We start from the raw sequence: 17,979 nt of genomic DNA on the forward strand, positions 1-17,979 counted from the left end.
CTATCCCTTTTGAATAATTTGTATCACGTCAATGTTGGAGTTTTTTACTTCCAAGCTTCCCTTGTTTGTAACCATTCTGGGGGTTTGAGAAAAAAATCTACTATAGTAATCATCATTTTCAACATCACCGGTTGCTATTTCATTGGATTTTGAATCAACACCGATTTCTTTTAACATATCTGAGAATTTTTCTGGCCATGTTTTTGAAACAAATGTATCTGGTTCAGAATCATGCATGTCATTAATCAAACAAGCCCACAAATAAAGATATCAAGGAATCAAACCGATCAATCCAATTAAATATCACAAAAGATTGGAACTGTTGTTCATGCTAAAATTTCAAGGAAAGATTGCTCTAATCACCGGAAGTGGAACTGGCATTGGTAAAGCCATAGCAAAAAAGTTTGTAGAAAATGGAGCCAGTGTCATAATTTTAGGTAGAAGACGAGAACCCTTAGAAGAGGCTGCAAAAGAGCTAAACGACATCATCTCCAAAGTGCAAAGCAATGGAAAAGTGACAATTTTTGATGGAGTCGATGTCAGTGATGAAGACGGAATTAATGGAATGTTTGATGAATTACAAAAATCAAATGTAAATGTAGACGTAGTTGTAAATAATGCAGGAGTTTCAGGTCCGGTCACATGTTTTGCTAATTCTTCATTAAAGGACTTTAGAAGCACAGTAGACATTCACCTGACAGGAACATTTTGGACATCTGTGCAATCATTACGAGTAATGAAAAAGGGAGCAAAAATAATCACAATTTCAACATTTTTCACAGAAGAAAGACCCCTAGAACAAAGACCATACCGATTCAGAGATCCATACACAGCATCACAAGGTGCAAAGAATAGATTAGCAGAAGCAATGTCATGGGAATTAACAGAGAAAGGAATCATATCTATTGCAACAAATCCAGGCCCAGTACATTCAGATAGAATTTACAAGACAGTGTATCCAAAAGCAGCTGCAGAATTTTTGCGTGTCAGTGGATTTGAGGATTTGACACCAGTAGAAGTAGAATCAGTAAATAACGAATTGTTTGATCTACTTGGAGAAGATGATGCAACTGTAAAAGCAGGAATAGTAAAAGCAGCAGAAAATCTTGTTAAACGGAGAGGAGGAGATGTAGAAAAATCATCAAAAACTATTGCAGCGCTGTTATCAAAAATCCAAACAATAGCAGAAAAGGTTCAAACAAACACATCAAAGATGATTGCAGATGAGCAATTCCTATCACAAGAACAAGTAGCAGAAACTGTTTTGAAATTATCCGAAGACAAATTGGCCGCCATTCTAAACGGCAAAGTCATTCCAGGGGACAGAGTATTCTATCCAGTTAGAGCTCACATTGCAAACAAGACGCCCGGAGTGCATCAGCCAGATTGGAAAGGAAAAACATTTGTCTTTACAATAAACGCCACTGAAAAAAGCGATGCAGACAGAGCAGAAGCACTTGCAGCACATGTTGAAAAGAATGGTGGAAAAGCAGTATGCATCATTTCAAATGAGACACAAAAAGAATTACAAGAATCTATTTCTGGAAAATTCCATTCACATGTTTCTGATTTAAAAAACCCAGAAGAAATCAAGCGATGGTTAGAAGCAGCAAAGAACATGGGCGAGATAGCAGCAGTAGTACATTTGACTGGAAACGTTCCAAATGGTTCAAAGTACGTAGAGTTATCAAGAAAAGATTGGGACAATTTGGTTGATAAATTCATCAACACTCCTGCGACTGTTATTCAGCAGGCTCTAGAGCATTTTGTTCCAGGAGGTGGAAAAGATCCAAGATTGTTCCAAGGTAAAAAAGGAACTATTGTCACTATTGGACCAGACCTTCCCGTAGGAAGAAAGATTTCAGGTGAGGATAGAGCAAGAGTTGAAGTATTCAGGGGAGCCTTACGACCATTTACAACAACCATTAATCAAGAATTAAGTGATGTCTTAAAATCAAATGTCAGGTCATTTTTGGTGTTACCAGGCACAGTTGATGGTGGAGAACCAAATGTTGAGAATATCTCACAAGCGTTGAACTTTTTTGTTTCAGACTCGGCTGCTGCATCATCTGAAGTAACCTTCTGTGTAGACGAATCAAGATAAGAATGAAAAAGTTCTCAGAGATGAGAATAGGTGATGAGTTTTTTTCCACATGTAGTATATCAGAAAAGGAGTTAGAAGACTATCTCAATTTCTCCAGAGTGAAAAACGCATTACTGGATTCTGGTAAAGAAAACCACATGGTGTCTGGAAGAGCAATACTATCAAGAATGGAAGGAGAGTTCACTAGGTTAAGCCAGATTTATGGAAACCATATGTTATTCATTGGGACTGATGGAGATACTGATTGGGAAAACAGAAACACACGGTTCTTAAAACCACTTAGAGTAGACGAAGTTCTAAAAATAAAATTTACAATTTCAGATAAGAAAGACATTGATGAAGAAAATGGAAAAATTGCAGTAGATTTTGAAGGAACTAAGCAAAACGGGGAAGTTGTAGTGATTTCCAGAAAAAATTTCTATAGGTTAAAAAAATATCCAGAATCAAATTAAATTTTCTGCAGAATCAATAAAGAGTTTGATTGCAGCAATGATAATTACAACAGAAACTAGGATTTGCAAGTATTTTTCTTTAATATCTATTGAGAGTCTAGCTCCAACCATACCTCCGGCAAATGCACCTATTGCAAGATAAAGTGCTTGAAGAAAATCAGGATGTCCAAGTATTGAATGAGTGATTAATCCGGAAAATGATGCAAACAACAAAATAAATTGGGATGTAGGCGCAGCTTTTTTCATACTCATTCCCATAGCTACTACCATCAAAGGTACAAAGATCGTTCCTCCACCAATTCCAAAAAAGCTAGAAATTATTCCAGCAAAAAAACTTGCTCCAATTGCAAGAATCATTATTTGCTTTGATGTGTTAATTGACTTTGATTCGATTTTTCTTTTAAGAAAAATGTAGATGCTGGAAGAAACTAAAACTAGTCCAAACAATATTTTAAAAATTTCTGGTGTGACATCTGCTGAAATAAATGCCCCAAGGATTGTTCCAGGAATACTAAGAAGACCTAATCGTAATCCGATGGTGTACTCAATACGTTTTTGTTTAGAATAGGAAATTGTAGATGCAATTGCATTGCTAAATGCCGCAAAAAGACTATTACTTGCTGCAGCAGTAGGCGGGAATCCAAAAAATGTTAAAACAGGGACTACAATTATTCCTCCACCTAAACCAATTATAGAACCCAATGTGCCAGCGGCAAATCCAAGTGGGATTAGCCAAATATGATCTAACATTGTAAACGTCAAATGATTAGATTGATGCTATATTGTGTTTTTGGTAAAGAACTCTAAGGGATGCTCACAGTTTGTTTATGTTGAATTCTAGGCAGAGTAATTGAAAACACAGTTGGGTTTTGTCTAAAATGAACATGACCAGAATGCTGCTCTACCATATTTTTTACAGTTGCCAATCCCAATCCAGTACCACGGGATTTTGTTGTAAACAATGGATCAAAGATTTTTTTAGTTAATTTTTCTGGAATTCCAGGTCCCTCATCTTCCACTTCAATTGTAACATGCTGTTCATCATCAAATATTCTAATTGTGAGTGTACCTTGGTTATTCATTGCTTGAATACCATTCATAACCAAATTAGAAAAGATTGCCTCAAGTTTGCGAGGATCACAATCAATTTCTGCATCAATTGTCGGTTTTATTATTTTGATGTCATCAGGAATTACAATGCGATACAAAGAAGATGTAATAATATCGCGTAAGGATTTTTTTTCAAATTCCAACGGGGCACTTCGAACAAAGTTAAGCACCTCATCTAATTGAAATGCCATTCTTGAAGTTGCACGGTCTACCATCAAAAACAAATTTTTTACATCTGGATTGAGAGAGTCTTGATGCTTCATTTTTATCAAATCAATTGTATTTAGAATTATTGATAGTGGGTTTCTCATATCATGTGCCAATCTTGATGATAGCTCACCTATTGCAGAAAGTCTTTCACGCTTTAGCAAATCTGTTCGTATTTCGCCAATCATTGTGATTTTTTTAGTTAATTCATCTAGTAACCAATCTCTTTGTTCAGCAGCATCACCAATCTTGTGTAGTTTTCTTTCCAGATTTGCAATATGATTATCCTTACTTTGATGTTCTTGGATTAGACGCTTGTTGGTAGTCTCAAGATACGCAATTTTTTTCAATAACGCCTCCTTTGAAGAATTTGGTAGTTCGTGTATCAGTTTGTTTGGTAAACTTTGTCCCAAGCCCAATCGAGATTTTCTTAATTTATCTAATAATAGGCTGTGTGTTTGAAATAAACAAACTCGACTATGTGGCGATCTGAGAGATAATTAATGTCCATAGATAACCATCTTCATTTTCAGATAGCTCCAAGTAGAGATCCTTGTTTTCTAAGGAATTAATATTTGACTTTATAACTTTGGATTCACTTTTCATGTTTGCCGTTGCAGATACCCAATCTGAAACACTTGCAAAATCACCAGGAGATATTTCTTCCCAGCAATCACAGACAGTAACTTTGATTGAATTATCAAAGAGAGTGATAATAGAATCCAAATTATTCATTGAAGGATCAGCCTGGGCAATAATTATGATTGAGGATACTTGTTGATTGGTGCCTATCATGTGAATATTTCCTAAAAAGCTGCCATCGGAATCTTTTATCTCAGTAGATGTACAGTGCTCAATTGCATCAATGTTGGAATCTGCAAAGAAATTGCAGTACTTTACGATAGATTCAGGAGTAGAGATCTTTATTGGTTTTGACATGTGCAGTTGATTCTCAGTTAATGATTTCTGTAATTCAAAATTGATTGCACTGTATTGTATAGTGAGTGGATCTACCATAATGGTTTCATCCTCACTTGGAAATGAATATGCAATAATTATTACAAGGCCAATGACAACTGCAACTATTCCAGCAATCAAAAGTTTCATTTAATCAAAAAAAGATACATTATAAGATAAGCCTTTGGGATTAAATTGAAATTATTTCCATAACAGAATCCTCTGTAATGTTGAATTTCTCAACAAACCCTCCAGTCACTTCGAGGATATAAGTGGCAAATCCGCCTGGGGATTTACCAGTACATGTTCTAGTCTCAAGTGCAGTCTTACAAGGAGGTACGTTTTCTTCAATGTGAACGACTCTTCCTTGTTCGTCAAACCAAATCATATCAAGTGGAAACTGCATGTTTAACATCCAAAGAGAATATTGTCCAGGAGTATCAAAAACAAATAGCATCCCCTCATCATAGGGTAATTGATCTTGGAACATCAGACCTCTAACTCGACGTGGCTCAGTATCTGCAATTTGTACCTCAAGTACCATTCCATCAAGTTTTATTGTCCCCTTTGGAAATTGGACCGCTTCTAGTTTTGCATCAGTTGGAATGTTAAGCATTGCAACAACTCCAATGATTACAGCAGCCACACCAATGGGCAAAAGGGTCTGAGTTCTTGTTACCACAAGTAATATGCCAAATTAGCTTCTAAAATACCATTATTTTTTTGAAAACTAGAATATGCTCTTAAAATCATTAATTGAGGACATTGTCTCTTTTGTTTGGCTTCCTACATCTGCAATAGTAGCGCTGTTGTATTTTTTCTCCATGTATCTACCGGCTAGAATCATTGGACCGCCAACTGCAGCTGTGATAAATGTTGGCTCTGGTATCCAAAGCATGATAAACCCAATTTTTTGTAGTTTCTTTCCAGGCGCAGGTGCTTTTTGTAGTGCACGTAGAGGCTGAGAGGGATGATGAGAGTGGATTTTTGCAATATCAGAGTATAGCCCTGCTCTACGTTTTGCTGAATCTGAATATGCACGTAGTTTTCCTAGTCTGTGCTTTAGTGCATCCTCCATGGCCAACCAGTATCTAGCAGAAATTAGATAAGAGCAAATGATCAAGTTCGATAACTCCATTGTCAATTAAGGATAACCTTACAAGAACACTAAATTATATCAGGAACGAATCAATATCAGGAGACTTTGAAGAAAGGAAAAGAGCGCCTAGAATCAATAAAGGCGGCTCACCAATCAGTAAGAAACCAACACAGTACAAGAATGGAAGATTACCTAGAAGTAATTGCAGAGCTTGTAGAGTTAAAGGGATATGCAACTACCCTTGATGTATCAAGATACATGAATGTTAGTGCCCCAAGTGTCACAAAGATGCTAAAGAGATTAGACGAGAGTGGATTTTTAGAGTATGAGAAATATCATGGAATAAACCTGACACAAAAAGGCTCTCAAGTTGCAGAAACCATAAGACAAAAACACGGCATACTGGTAGAATTTTTTGAAATTTTAGGGATAGGACATGATACTGCCAATCAAGATGCAGAAGGAGTAGAGCACCATCTAAACCCAAAAACTATCAAGCAGTTAAGAAAATTCATTACTTTTCTTAAAGCAAACCCCAAGGTTCTAGACAATTTTAAAAATCTTTAATGTAAATTTGAATGTCATTTTTAGAGGATGCAAGATCCATTAATTTTTGTGCAGAGTCAGAACGTTTTGGAATTTTGATTTGCCCCTTTCTTCCAATTCTAGATGAAGTGACGTATCTATCTGCAACGTAAATGTCTGCATGCATTCCAGTGTATTCTCTGCTAACAGTTAGAATTATCCCAGTCTTTGATTCAGAAAATGTGTAAGGAATTTCAGCATCGGGAAAATAGTCATCTTCGTCATTTTCCTCTACATCAATGTGCACATTTAGTAACTTTTGAAGGTCATTGATTGTAGAGCCCCCCTTACCAATTATTGATGGGATGTATTGCTTCTGAACTTTGACTCGAATGTTATTATCAGATAAAATTTCAATGTGTGCATTGGGGTCAAAGCGTTTTATCACGTCTCGAATTCTGTCTTCAGCAAGTTTTTCAATTCCGTGTTTTTTGCCGCCCTTCTGTACAGGAACAATAACGTTTTCCTCACCAAAAGTGTAAATTTCATGTTCTAGAACATGGTTCTCAAAATTTCTAATTTCTATTACAGGTCTTGCCAAGTCTTGCTCAAACATTCCTGATGGGACTTTGACCTTTAGTTCAAGTTCATAAACTTTTGATATCTTTCCATCTTTAACAAATATTACAGTATCAATAACATTTGGAATAATTCCAAGCTCAATTTTACCAATAAATCTTTGAATGGCATCTAGTGGAGAATTTGCATGTACTACCCCAACCATTCCCACTCCAGTTAATCGAAGATCAGAGAAGATTCGAAAGTCCTCCCTTCTCCTAACTTCATCAAAGACAGTGTAATCAGGTCGAACCAAAAGTAAAATGTCTGCTGAATTCTCAAAACTTCCATCAAGTCTAGTGTATTGTGTAATTGCAGGATCAACCCTCAGATCACGTGGTGACTCGAATGTTTTGACTATCTTTCCAAGACCATTGTAATAGTTGGCCAATCCAGATGCAAGAGTACTTTTGCCAGAACCAGGTGCACCAGAAATTAGAATTCCTTCTGCACCACTAGAGAATCTTTTCATCAGTTCATCAGAGACATGATAATCATCAAGAGAAAGATGTACAATTGGATGTACAATTGTTATTTCATATTTTTCTGAAAAGGGAGGCCTAGTAATTGCAATCCTATAATCACCGTACTGGATTACCAAAGCACCAGGTTTTGATATCTCAACGTTTCCAGAATCAGAAATCTTTGTTGCCTCTAAGATTTGAGTGGACATCTCATGTAGATAGTCACGGGTGATGACATCACCTCCAATTTGGGTGAGTGTTATTTCTCCAGGTTTTCCTTTTTTTGCCATAGGGGTAATTCCTTCTTTTAGATGAATGCTCATTGTTTCATCATCAAAGAATTTTAGAAATTCAAGTTTCTCAGAGACTATTTTTGGTGCATGATAAACCACAGATACACCTTCAGCCTCAGCTACTAGTGCTTGAACTTTGTCTGAAGTGTAAAGTATTGCTTCACTCTGCTTTGCAATGTCTTTGATAATTGCATCAATTCGTCCACGACCAGACAGTTTGATATCATCTACACTTGGTCGCATTCCTTCATAGGACAAAGTGATGTTGTGAGGCACAATAATTTCTTGTAATTTTTTTAATTCCTCAAGACCAATCAAACCTTGTTCTTTATTTTGGGTTGCCTGAGATTGAAGCTCATCCAAAGTAGCAGTTGGAATTATGATATCACAGTCAGAAATTTCACCAGAAGAAACAAGATGCACTAACTGACCATTAATTACTATGCTAGTATCTGCAACAATTTTTTTCAATCAAGTAAACAGATAGTTGGCTGCTTTTAATCATATCTAATTTTATTATGGAAGAGAATTATTTTGATAAAGTATTTTTGATTACCTTAAGCACATTGTCAAAATCAAATGGCTTGGAGACATATGCAGTGGCACCTGCAGCTAAACAATCTTGGATAACTTTTTGATTATCACTTGCAGTAATTAGAATAATAATTGCATCTGGAAATTTGTTTACAATTTCTCTAACCACGGTAAGTCCATCTTTTTTTGGCATTGCAAGATCAAGCAACATTGCATCTGGTTTTAATTCGGAGAATTTTTCAACAGCATCCTCACCGTCTATAGCTTCTCCAACAATCTCATGTTCTCCAATTGCCAATATATCTCGCATTACAAGACGAATAGATTCAGAATCATCTGCAATGAGAATTTTGCTCATGTCACATAATTAATGAATTATTATTTAAGATCGTCTTTATTTCAAAGCTTCAGGGAACTGCTTACCCATAGAGTCAATGAATGTCTTTGTATCGCACTTAATGTTACCCATTGATTTTTGCATAAGAATTGTTGCATCAACGACAATTGTACGAATGTTAGAAATTTTGTTTCCCTCGATGATTTTTTTCATCAAGTGGTCCACAATGGTTGAAATTTTTCCTACGTCCTCTTTTCCCATCATTGGTGCAAGTCCCTTTATTTTATGAAGGTGTTTCTCAATTCCTACAGACTTATTCTCAATATCGGCATCATTATTTGAGGATTTGATTAAATCAGATATCGAAGACAATTCTTCCATTATTTCCTTTGTTGCAACACGAATGAATTCATCGGACATTGTTATTCATCAAAAAGGATTCACCCGTCATTTTTATACTCTATGTCACGTTTAACCATAAAAGCATGAAACTAATCTACAAGACTTACTTACTAGTTGGAATTGTAATTGTAGCAGCAATTGTAAATTTATTTCTGCTTTACCAAGTTCAGCAACTAGGAACGTCTGAATCATATTCTATTATCAGGGCAGGAGATCTTAAAGTAAAGACTGAGACAGTATCAAGTCTTGCAAGCTCGATTGCAAGTGGTAATGATGCGGACAGAGACAATCTAAAAAAAGAAACAGATGACTTTGACAACGTACTAAAGATTTTCAAAAATGGCGGAACAATCAGAGGAGAATCAATAGTTACAATTCCAAATCAGATTGATCCAGAATATAATCAAGTTCTAAAGGCTTGGGAGAATTACAAAATGAGTGCAAATCAAGTTCAAAAAACATCGGTCTTTGATCAAAATGCAGTAAACTCATTGAATTATGTATTGGAGAAAAACGGAGAGTTAATTCTCACAACAAATTCTCTAGTAAAAGATTTAGAGGTACTAGATAGAGACTATAATCGCCACAAAGCAATTGCAAATGAGCTTCAAGAGCTTGCAAAAAGAATTGGTCAGCAGGCACTTCTCATATCTATTGGAGAAGGAGAAGGAGCACAAGTACAACTAAAACAAGATAGATTATCTTTTGAGATAGGATTAAGAAAATTATTACAAGTACCAATTGATGGATTAGATTATCAGTCAGTAGGAAAAGAGCCAGAAGATTTGATTCCTACTCCACGGGAGAATTCAGAAGCGCTAAGGGAATTAGATCCACTTTGGGAAGCAGTTCAGCTAAGAATTCAAACCCTAGAGGAGAGATCATTGCTATCTCCAGAGTTTGACGTAGCAAGAAAGAATCTTGAGAGACAAAAGAGCATTCTGCTTGATGCGCTGGATAACTTTTTGGATGCATGGAATAGGCAATTGAATTTAGGTGAAGCGCAACAACAAACCATCATTCAGGTATTATTGGCAGTTGACGTCATAGTATTCTTTTTGGTAATTTTTGTTATCAGACAATCACTAAACCCATTGGAGATGATTACCTCTGCACTCTCAAGAGTCAAAGAGGGAATCTATGGAGAAAGAATAGAGTATAACGCATCAGATGAGGTAGGTCAACTTGTCAATACATTCAACATAATGTCAGACACCATCAAACAAAAAGAAGAAGAGGCAAAAAAGACAGACCTTGCAAAAGACGAATTCTTAGCCATGATTACACATGAATTAAAGACACCTCTGGTACCAATTCAAGGTTATGCAGACATTCTACTTGGAGAACATTTAGGAAAATTAACCGACAAACAAAAAGAGAGATTGCGAATAATAAAATCAAGCTCATCGTCATTACTAGATATTATTTCTGACTTGCTTGATGCTCAAAAATTAGACTTGGGCCAATTAAGAATGAAGAAAGAAAGTATCAGTATTAAAAAGACTATAGAAAAGGCAGTAACATCATTCAAGCCAGAAGCTGAAAGAAGAGGAATCAAGCTGAATCATTCAAGTCCAGAGATAATTGTAGTTCATGATTCAGAGAGAATAGGTCAGGTACTTAACAACCTAATTAAAAACAGCATGATTGCAATACATGCTGACAAAGGATCAATTGACATTAATGTTACTGAAAATAATGATGACATAGAAATTTCAGTAAAAGATAATGGAATTGGCATTCCTTTAGAAAAACAAAAAGATTTGTTTAAAAAGTTCTACCAAGTTGATGCTTCACTGACAAGAGAGAGAGGCGGCAGTGGACTAGGACTTGCAATCAGTAAAGGAATAGTCGAAGGACATGGAGGCAAAATTCGTGTTGAGAGCACGCCAAATGTCGGTACAAAGTTCATTTTCACTCTACCAAAAAACCCACCTTTGGGCAATCAAGCTAAATAATTCAAACCTCATTACGCAAATTATCTTACTCTAAAAGAGAAATTAACGAAAGAAAAGGCAATGCAATGAATAACATCTCAAGTCAAAAGAATAATGAATTTTATGCAAATTGCACAGAGTACTTTATGGGATTACGCAAAAAAGGAAAAACAGACTATGGGTTTGAGGATGAGTTCTACTATACAATCCCAACAAAGAAAAAATAAAGATACAGTGATTTAGGAAACATTAGATACTAAATCATGAATTTTGAGGATTTTGCAGACAAGTCTATCCAAATTTCACTGGACTTGGGGGCAGAGTATTGTGATGTCAGGTCAGAGTCATATTCATCAAAGAAGGCAGTAATAGAAAATGGACAAACTGAGCAGTGTGACTCGATTATAGATACAGGAATTGGGATACGGATTCTAAAAAATGGCGTATGGGGGTTTTGTTCAATATCAAATCCAGGCTCATTCGAGACAATAAGGGAAAAAATAGCAGATGCCATACATTCGACCCAGAAATTTTCTAATAAAATAAAATTCTCAAAGGAAAAGACGCATCAATCAAAAAAGGACTATCCAGTAAAAAAAACTCCAACCTTAGAAGAATTGATCAAAATTGGAACTGAATGTGATTCTATCATCAGAGAAAAAAGAAACATCATAAAATCAACAGTTAATCTCTATTTTAAGACCACATCAAAATATTATGCAGACAGTTATGGCTCAAGAATTAGTCAAAACTATACTGATACCATAGTAGACCTGATAGCTACTGCAAGGGAATCTGGAATTACACAATCAATCAATATTACAGAAGGAGGTAGAGGAGGAATTGAAAAAATTTCTAACGAAGCCAACGTGTTAAAAGTTGCAGATGAGATTTCAGATAAAGCATCCAAACTGGTATACGCAAAACCAATCAAAGAAGAGAAGACAACGTTGGTGTTTAATCCAGATTTTGTAAGCTTGCTGACTCATGAGATTTTAGGTCATCCATCTGAAGCAGACAGAGTTTTGGGAAAAGAGATGGCATGGGCAGGAGGTTCATGGTGGGCAGGAAAACTTGGTGAGGAGATTGGCTCTAGTGAATTAAACGTATTTGATGATCCTTCAGTAGAAGGAACACTGGGATGGTATGATTTTGATGATGAGGGGATGAAGTCATCAAGGACCAATATTATTGAGAAAGGAGTATTGAAAGGGCATTTGCAAAATAATGAAACATCAAAAATTTTTGAGGTAGAATCTAATGCAAACATGAGAGCAACATCATACAAGTTCATGCCACTGATTAGGATGGCATGCACTTGTATTGATAAAGGAGATTGGAATCCAGATGAAATTATCAAAGATGTAAAGTCAGGATATTTAATTTCTAACATGAAGATACCGTCAATAGATATGAAAAGGTACAATTGGAGTATCTCTTGTCAATATGCAAATAAAATTGAAAATGGTGAAATCACTGACCTTCAAAGAGATGTGATAGTAATGGGCACTGCTCCTGAATTTTTCAGATCAATTGATGCATGTGGAAATGACTTTACCATAAGACCAATTACAAATTGTGGAAAAGGTGATCCTATGCAGTCAATGATGATGGGAAACGGTGGACCAACCATCAAAGCAGTAGCCACTGTAAAAAGTACTGGAGAGACAAAAAATGCCTAGTATTGAGGAGATAAAAAACAAGGTCATAAAATGTACAAATTGCGAATTATGTGAGACACGGACTAATGCAGTTCCAGGCAAGGGGAACGTTAACTCAAAGGTCATCTTTGTTGGTGAAGCTCCAGGAAGAAGTGAAGATAAAAATGGAGAGCCATTTGTTGGTGCTGCAGGAAAGAAACTCACTGCAGCACTAGAGTCGGCAGGAATTTCTAGAGATGATATCTACATTACAAATGTTGTAAAATGCAGACCTCCTAACAACAGGGTTCCCAATACAGGTGAAAGAGAGGCTTGCTCTAATTATTTAAAATCTGAAATAGAGGAGATTAACCCAGAGATTATTTGCATAATGGGAAACACAGCATATGGTTCTATTCTAGGGGGAACTAACATTACAAAGAATCGCGGCAAGGTGGTTGAGCATCAAGGAAACAGATACTTTATCACCATTCATCCTGCTGCGACAATTTATAATCAAGAATTATTAGATGTGCTAAAAAAAGACATGAAAAAAATAGCTAGTATTATAAAAAAATAAGATGAGGCCATTACCAAGAAAATTTTATTCGGATGATACCGTAGATGTTGCAAAGAATCTTCTAGGTAAGATTCTGGTTAGACAAATTGGAGAAAAGATGTTCTCAGGAATCATCACAGAGACTGAAGCTTATAGATTCAATGATGATCCTGCAAGCCATGCGTTTAGAGGAATGACAGAACGCAACAAGGCAATGTTTGGAGAAGTAGGCAGAGCATATGTGTATTTTACTTATGGTATGTACTATTGTGTCAATGCAGTTGCAAGAAATGATAATTATGATGCAGGGGCAGTGCTAATTCGAGCAATAAAACCAGTTAAAGGATTAGATCTTATGATAAAAAATAGAAAAAACAAAAAAATTGAAGAACTAACAAATGGTCCTGCAAAGCTTACTCAAGCATTAAAGATTACAAAAAAACAATACGGTGTTGATTTGACAAAGAAATCAGAGTTGTTTATTTCAGATGCGCAAAATGATTGTAAAGTATTTTCCAGTCAGCGAATTGGAATAAGAAACGGATTAGACAAGAAATGGAATTTTAAAATTAATCTTTAGAGTCTTTTTTATCGTCATTGACATCATCTAATGTCCAAGGAGCAAATTTACCTAAAATTTTTGCCCAGTCTAGTCGTAAAAGTAGAATTACAACACCAGTAAGCATTCCTCCAAAACCAATTATGCCAATGTAAATTGGTGTTGCATCATCAATGTCTTCTAGGAATGGGTCTACAAGGGACAATCCCAAAAAATGAGATATTAGAACTATCACATAGCTAAGCACGAGTTTTCCAGTAAACGTTGCAATAAAGAATCGCTTTGGATTATACTTTGCAAGTCCTAGTGGAACATATACTAGATCATCAGGTATAGGAGTAGCTGCAGCAAAAAAGGCAGCCCCTGCACCATATCGCTTTACTAGTCTTTCAAATGGCCTCATACGTTTTCTTGTTTTTTCAGTAATTATCTTGCGGCCACCATAGCTGACATAGAAGATGATTTGCTTTGCAGCGGTAGATGTAATAGCAGATATTATTGCAAGAACATGAATGTTGAATTGGTCCCCAACGGCCATTGTTGCCAGTAAAAGAAACGACGGGAGAGGGACAAATGGAACAAGAGAACCAAAAAAACTCACCAGTGTTAAACCAAAGTAACCAACTTCAGGTGCGAATGGAAACAAATCAGAAAAATCCACACAACAACGAGTGGTCAGCATTATTTAACTATAAAAAATGAGATACATGTTTGATTTTCATAATCATTAAAATAACATATTCTGGTGAAACTACTATTGGCTAAAAAAAATTATAGTGAAATCCCAATAGCTATTGCAAAGATTAGTCCATACATTAGATTTGTAGGAGTAATTGGTTCAAGCGGCGAACTATTATCATATTTTAGAAGATCAGATCTAAAGCCACTTCTAAATGCAAAAAATACACATTACCAATTCTCTCATATTGCAATTAAAACTGATTTAGAAGCATTTTTTGATAAGAGTTTAGGAGAGGTGGAATTTGTTTGGGAGGAAAGAAAAAAGGTTCAAACCATCTCATTTGCAATAAAAAAGATCAGAATTTGGATATCAATTGACAAAAAAGTTGTTCGTAGTGAAGTGTTAAGAATTATAGATTCTTGTCTTCCAATAGTGAAGCTTTACTCATAGAGCCAGCATTTTACATATCCGGTTTCAGTTGAAAAATTTGGAGGATCTTTTTTACATTTTTCAAATGCCATTGGGCATCTATCAATAAATCGACATTCTGATTTTGGTTCTAAAAGACTTGGAGGATCACCTGGAATAAATTTTGGTTTATCACCATGTAGTCTTGGAATGGATTCCAACAATCCTTTTGTGTATGGATGTTTGGGATTTTTGTAGATATAATTAGAGGAACCAAATTCTATCATTTGACCGCCATACATAATTCCAATCACATCTGCAATCTCAGACAATATTGCAAGATCATGAGTGATTAGCATTATTGACATGCCTTCTTTTTTTAATTTCTTTAGCAAGTTGATTATTTGTGCCTGAATAAGAACATCTAATGCAGTAGTAGGTTCATCAGCAATTACAAATTTTGGTTTTAGTAATAATCCCATTGCGATAATTACACGTTGTTTCATACCACCACTTAGCTCATGAGGATATTTCTGCAAAACAGATTCATCAAGGTTAACTGCATTCATTACATCAAGAATCACTTTTTTTGAGTCCCCATCAAAATGATGTTGTCTTAGTATCTCTTGGAATTGTTCATTTATTGAAAAAACAGGATCAAGGGAATTCATTGCGCCCTGAAATATCATGGATATTTTTTTCCATCGAAAAACTTTCTCAAATTTATTTTCAGGTAAATCCAACAAAGAGTCATTCTCAAAGATTATCTTTCCAGAAGTGATTTTACCACCTTGTAACATTCGTATTATTGAAAGCCCAAGAGTACTCTTTCCACATGCGCTCTCACCGGCAATTCCTATTGATTGTCCATTATCTAAAGCAAATGAGAGATTCTCTACTGCATGGATATTTCCTTTTGAAGTAGGATAAACTACGGATAATCCATCAACTGAGAGAAATGTCATGTATACTCAAAGGTATGCAAGTATTTTGGTTTTAATTGAAACTTTATTTTATTATTTTTAGAATTTTTTTTGGTAAGGTACCATAATCAGCATCAGGTTCTGCTACCACATACAAAACATCATTACCGTGTAGAAAACTCAACGCGAGTGCTCTCTCTCGGGCCGCCAGGGCAAACTGAACCGAGCCTAGTTGTCTATCAAACTCTTTTCTCATCTTTACTCTCAAAGCCAGTTCCATAAACAGCATTTCGTCGTCTTTTTCTGTCTCTAGTGGTTCAACACCTTCTTTCATGCCGCCTGCAATCAGTCTTCCACGCTCATTAATCACTGCAGCAAAACGGACTTTAGGGTCTAAATCCTTAATTTTCGCACAAATATCCTCTAGTTTACTAATATCGGCCATATCTCAACTTTCAGTCAATACAGCTATTTATTGCGATCGAATTATAACGTTCAACGTGAAGAATCAGTTTTCAGATCCTAAGGATTACTATAAGCACGTATCATTGTTTTGGACAGACCTCATCAATTTGATGTACAGTAAGCCGCAAGCCCTGATGTCAGTAGGTCCTATGAGAAACTTTGCTGAAAATGCAAAAAAGATCTCAATAGAGTTAATGGAGTCAAATGAGGATTTGGCAGAATTTAATGAGCACCTTACCGAATATTACAAGCAGCTAAATGAGACATGGGTAGAGGCTCAAAAAAAGGTCAACCTAAAGATTCCAGAGATTCCCCACGATGCAGAAAACTATGAGGCATACAAGAGAGTTTGGATTGACATCTTTGATAACGACTTTACAGAGTTATTTGACTCAAAGCACTTTGGAGAAAATTATGGTCACCTTGTTTCAAAGGAGTTAGAATTAACAAAACATTGGAATAATATAATGAACGTAGTACTACAATCGGCTAATCTGCCAAACAAGCAAGAGATGGACGAGGTTTATAGGGAAATTCATTCCTTAAGAAAACGAGTATCAAAGCTAGAGGCAAAAGTTAGACAGTACGAATCAAAAGAAAAGGGAAAGTAAAATGAAAAAAATTTCAAATGAATTAAACATAGACCCAAAGATGGTAGAAAATATTCTAAAGTTTAGTAGTAATATCACAAGGGCATCAGAATTAGTATCAGCCCCAGATGAGTTTAATTTTGATAGTACAGAATATGATGTTGCATATCAAGAAGACAAAGCCAGACTGTTACACTACAAGCCATTAACAAAGACACAACATAAAACACCAATCATAATTGCATATGCACTGATAAACAGATATCATATTTTAGACATTCATCCAAAAAAGAGTTGGGTGAAGAATCTTTTGGAGCAAGGATTCAACGTATACATGTTAGACTGGGGAAGTCCATCAAACATGGACAAGTATCTTGACTTTGATGATTATGTTAATGGGTACTTGCACAATTCTGTTGAATTTATTAAAAATGAATCAAGTGTAGAACAGGTTTCATTACAAGGGTATTGTACAGGCGGAACTATAGCAACAACGTATGCAGCACTGCATCCAGAGAATGTAAAAAACTTCATTGCAACAGCGCCAGTAATTGATGGTTGGAAGGATACTACTGTAATTAGCAACCTTGCAAAGCACATGGATGTAGACAAAATGGTTGAAATTGTCGGTAACATGCCTCCAGAATTCATGTATTACTGTTTTTCAGTTCTAAAACCATTTGAGCAAGGAATTGAAAAGTATCTGAACTTCTTTAACAATATAGAAAATGAGAATTTTGTAGATAATTTCATGAGAGTCGAAAAATGGCTTTCAGAAACACCGCCTATTCCAGGGGCACTATTCAAGCAGTGGATTAGAGACATCTATCAAGAAAATCTTTTGATTCAAAACAAGATGTATGTTGGGAATCAACATGTGTCATTGAAAAACATCACCATGCCAATCTTTACTCAGGTGGCAGTTGGTGATCATCTAGTATCACCAGAATGCAGTATGCCATTGCACTACGGAGTAGGAAGCGAAGACAAAACCATACGAATCTATCCAACAGGGCATGTCGGAATGATTGCAAGTTCCTTATCACAAAAAGTTGTTCTACCAGAATTGGGCGAATGGCTTAAGGAAAGATCTTAAAATAAATAAAAATTTTAA

22 protein-coding genes are annotated in these 17,979 nt (G+C 35.8%); 10 read left to right on the plus strand and 12 right to left on the minus strand.

Translation table 11 applies throughout. The features are described from left to right. Nucleotides 1–237, minus strand: coding sequence for a hypothetical protein (locus DWQ18_06340; protein RDJ32815.1), 237 nt, complete (start codon nt 235–237; stop codon nt 1–3). A 91-nt stretch (nt 238–328) separates the two neighbouring features. Here DWQ18_06340 and DWQ18_06345 point away from each other — a divergent pair, with 91 nt between their 5' ends. Both DWQ18_06345 and DWQ18_06350 read left to right on the plus strand, forming a co-directional pair. Then, nucleotides 329–2,104, plus strand: a complete 1,776-nt coding sequence (locus DWQ18_06345; GenBank protein ID RDJ32816.1) for an SDR family NAD(P)-dependent oxidoreductase — start codon at nt 329–331, stop codon at nt 2,102–2,104. A gap of 2 nt (nt 2,105–2,106) precedes the next feature. Continuing rightward, nucleotides 2,107–2,556, plus strand: a complete 450-nt coding sequence (locus DWQ18_06350) for a hypothetical protein (protein ID RDJ32817.1) — start codon at nt 2,107–2,109, stop codon at nt 2,554–2,556. On the opposite strand, the gene DWQ18_06355 is transcribed toward DWQ18_06350, so the two are convergent. Genes DWQ18_06355 through DWQ18_06375 form a run of 5 tightly spaced genes read right to left on the minus strand, consistent with a single transcriptional unit; the run spans nt 2,548 to nt 5,908 of the window. After that, nucleotides 2,548–3,306, minus strand: a complete 759-nt coding sequence (locus tag DWQ18_06355; GenBank protein RDJ33409.1) for a sulfite exporter TauE/SafE family protein — start codon at nt 3,304–3,306, stop codon at nt 2,548–2,550. The two genes, DWQ18_06350 and DWQ18_06355, sit on opposite strands and share 9 nt — an antisense overlap. Before the next feature lie 53 nt (nt 3,307–3,359). Further along, nucleotides 3,360–4,292, minus strand: a complete 933-nt coding sequence (locus DWQ18_06360; GenBank protein RDJ32818.1) for a GHKL domain-containing protein — start codon at nt 4,290–4,292, stop codon at nt 3,360–3,362. 58 nt (nt 4,293–4,350) lie between these two features. Next, nucleotides 4,351–4,980 (minus strand): hypothetical protein, encoded by a 630-nt coding sequence (locus tag DWQ18_06365; protein RDJ32819.1) that lies wholly within the window; start codon nt 4,978–4,980, stop codon nt 4,351–4,353. A gap of 40 nt (nt 4,981–5,020) precedes the next feature. Next, nucleotides 5,021–5,512 (minus strand): DUF192 domain-containing protein, encoded by a 492-nt coding sequence (locus DWQ18_06370; GenBank protein ID RDJ32820.1) that lies wholly within the window; start codon nt 5,510–5,512, stop codon nt 5,021–5,023. A 48-nt stretch (nt 5,513–5,560) separates the two neighbouring features. Further along, on the minus strand, nt 5,561–5,908 hold the full coding sequence (locus tag DWQ18_06375) for a hypothetical protein (GenBank protein RDJ32821.1): 348 nt from the start codon (nt 5,906–5,908) through the stop codon (nt 5,561–5,563). 201 nt (nt 5,909–6,109) lie between these two features. On the opposite strand from DWQ18_06375, the gene DWQ18_06380 reads away from it, so the two are divergent. After that, nucleotides 6,110–6,496: a transcriptional regulator gene (locus tag DWQ18_06380; GenBank protein RDJ33410.1), complete on the plus strand. Its 387-nt coding sequence runs from the start codon at nt 6,110–6,112 to the stop codon at nt 6,494–6,496. Here the strand turns inward: DWQ18_06380 and DWQ18_06385 are convergent. From DWQ18_06385 to DWQ18_06395, 3 genes are read right to left on the minus strand one after another with little or no spacing between them, the layout of a single operon-like run. Further along, nucleotides 6,483–8,300, minus strand: a complete 1,818-nt coding sequence (locus tag DWQ18_06385) for an ATPase (GenBank protein ID RDJ32822.1) — start codon at nt 8,298–8,300, stop codon at nt 6,483–6,485. The two genes, DWQ18_06380 and DWQ18_06385, sit on opposite strands and share 14 nt — an antisense overlap. Nucleotides 8,301–8,358: 58 nt before the next feature. After that, nucleotides 8,359–8,721, minus strand: coding sequence for a response regulator (locus DWQ18_06390; protein RDJ32823.1), 363 nt, complete (start codon nt 8,719–8,721; stop codon nt 8,359–8,361). Nucleotides 8,722–8,757: 36 nt separating this feature from the next. Next, nucleotides 8,758–9,120, minus strand: coding sequence for a hypothetical protein (locus tag DWQ18_06395; protein ID RDJ32824.1), 363 nt, complete (start codon nt 9,118–9,120; stop codon nt 8,758–8,760). A 65-nt stretch (nt 9,121–9,185) separates the two neighbouring features. Here DWQ18_06395 and DWQ18_06400 point away from each other — a divergent pair, with 65 nt between their 5' ends. The 4 genes from DWQ18_06400 to DWQ18_06415 all read left to right on the plus strand — a co-directional run bounded on the left by DWQ18_06400 (nt 9,186) and on the right by DWQ18_06415 (nt 13,818). Beyond that, on the plus strand, nt 9,186–11,060 hold the full coding sequence (locus DWQ18_06400; GenBank protein ID RDJ32825.1) for a sensor histidine kinase: 1,875 nt from the start codon (nt 9,186–9,188) through the stop codon (nt 11,058–11,060). A gap of 242 nt (nt 11,061–11,302) precedes the next feature. Beyond that, entirely contained in the window at nt 11,303–12,721 is a 1,419-nt protein-coding gene (locus DWQ18_06405; GenBank protein ID RDJ32826.1) for a TldD/PmbA family protein, read from the plus strand. Then, nucleotides 12,714–13,259, plus strand: a complete 546-nt coding sequence (locus DWQ18_06410) for a uracil-DNA glycosylase (GenBank protein ID RDJ32827.1) — start codon at nt 12,714–12,716, stop codon at nt 13,257–13,259. Before DWQ18_06405 ends, DWQ18_06410 begins: the two co-directional genes overlap by 8 nt. Nucleotide 13,260: 1 nt before the next feature. Further along, the gene (locus DWQ18_06415; protein ID RDJ32828.1) at nt 13,261–13,818 is read left to right on the plus strand and encodes a DNA-3-methyladenine glycosylase; all 558 of its coding nucleotides are present in this window, start codon (nt 13,261–13,263) and stop codon (nt 13,816–13,818) included. Here the strand turns inward: DWQ18_06415 and DWQ18_06420 are convergent. After that, nucleotides 13,808–14,458 (minus strand): DedA family protein, encoded by a 651-nt coding sequence (locus DWQ18_06420; GenBank protein RDJ32829.1) that lies wholly within the window; start codon nt 14,456–14,458, stop codon nt 13,808–13,810. The genes DWQ18_06415 and DWQ18_06420 overlap by 11 nt on opposite strands. 96 nt (nt 14,459–14,554) lie before the next feature. On the opposite strand from DWQ18_06420, the gene DWQ18_06425 reads away from it, so the two are divergent. After that, nucleotides 14,555–14,929: a hypothetical protein gene (locus tag DWQ18_06425; protein RDJ32830.1), complete on the plus strand. Its 375-nt coding sequence runs from the start codon at nt 14,555–14,557 to the stop codon at nt 14,927–14,929. Here the strand turns inward: DWQ18_06425 and DWQ18_06430 are convergent. Then, nucleotides 14,920–15,852 (minus strand): ABC transporter ATP-binding protein, encoded by a 933-nt coding sequence (locus DWQ18_06430; GenBank protein RDJ32831.1) that lies wholly within the window; start codon nt 15,850–15,852, stop codon nt 14,920–14,922. The two genes, DWQ18_06425 and DWQ18_06430, sit on opposite strands and share 10 nt — an antisense overlap. Before the next feature lie 43 nt (nt 15,853–15,895). Continuing rightward, complete coding sequence (locus DWQ18_06435; GenBank protein RDJ32832.1) at nt 15,896–16,255, minus strand: hypothetical protein; 360 nt, start codon at nt 16,253–16,255, stop codon at nt 15,896–15,898. A 130-nt stretch (nt 16,256–16,385) separates the two neighbouring features. Between DWQ18_06435 and DWQ18_06440 the strand changes: the two genes are divergently transcribed. Both DWQ18_06440 and phaC read left to right on the plus strand, forming a co-directional pair. After that, the gene (locus DWQ18_06440) at nt 16,386–16,886 is read left to right on the plus strand and encodes a hypothetical protein (GenBank protein ID RDJ33411.1); all 501 of its coding nucleotides are present in this window, start codon (nt 16,386–16,388) and stop codon (nt 16,884–16,886) included. Nucleotides 16,887–16,896: 10 nt separating this feature from the next. Then, a complete protein-coding gene (gene phaC, locus DWQ18_06445; protein RDJ33412.1) occupies nt 16,897–17,961 on the plus strand; it encodes a class III poly(R)-hydroxyalkanoic acid synthase subunit PhaC in 1,065 nt (354 codons plus the stop codon). Nucleotides 17,962–17,979: the final 18 nt, after the last annotated feature.

The sequence above is a fragment of the Thermoproteota archaeon genome (assembly GCA_003352285.1).
In the GTDB taxonomy this organism is placed as follows: domain Archaea; phylum Thermoproteota; class Nitrososphaeria; order Nitrososphaerales; family Nitrosopumilaceae; genus PXYB01.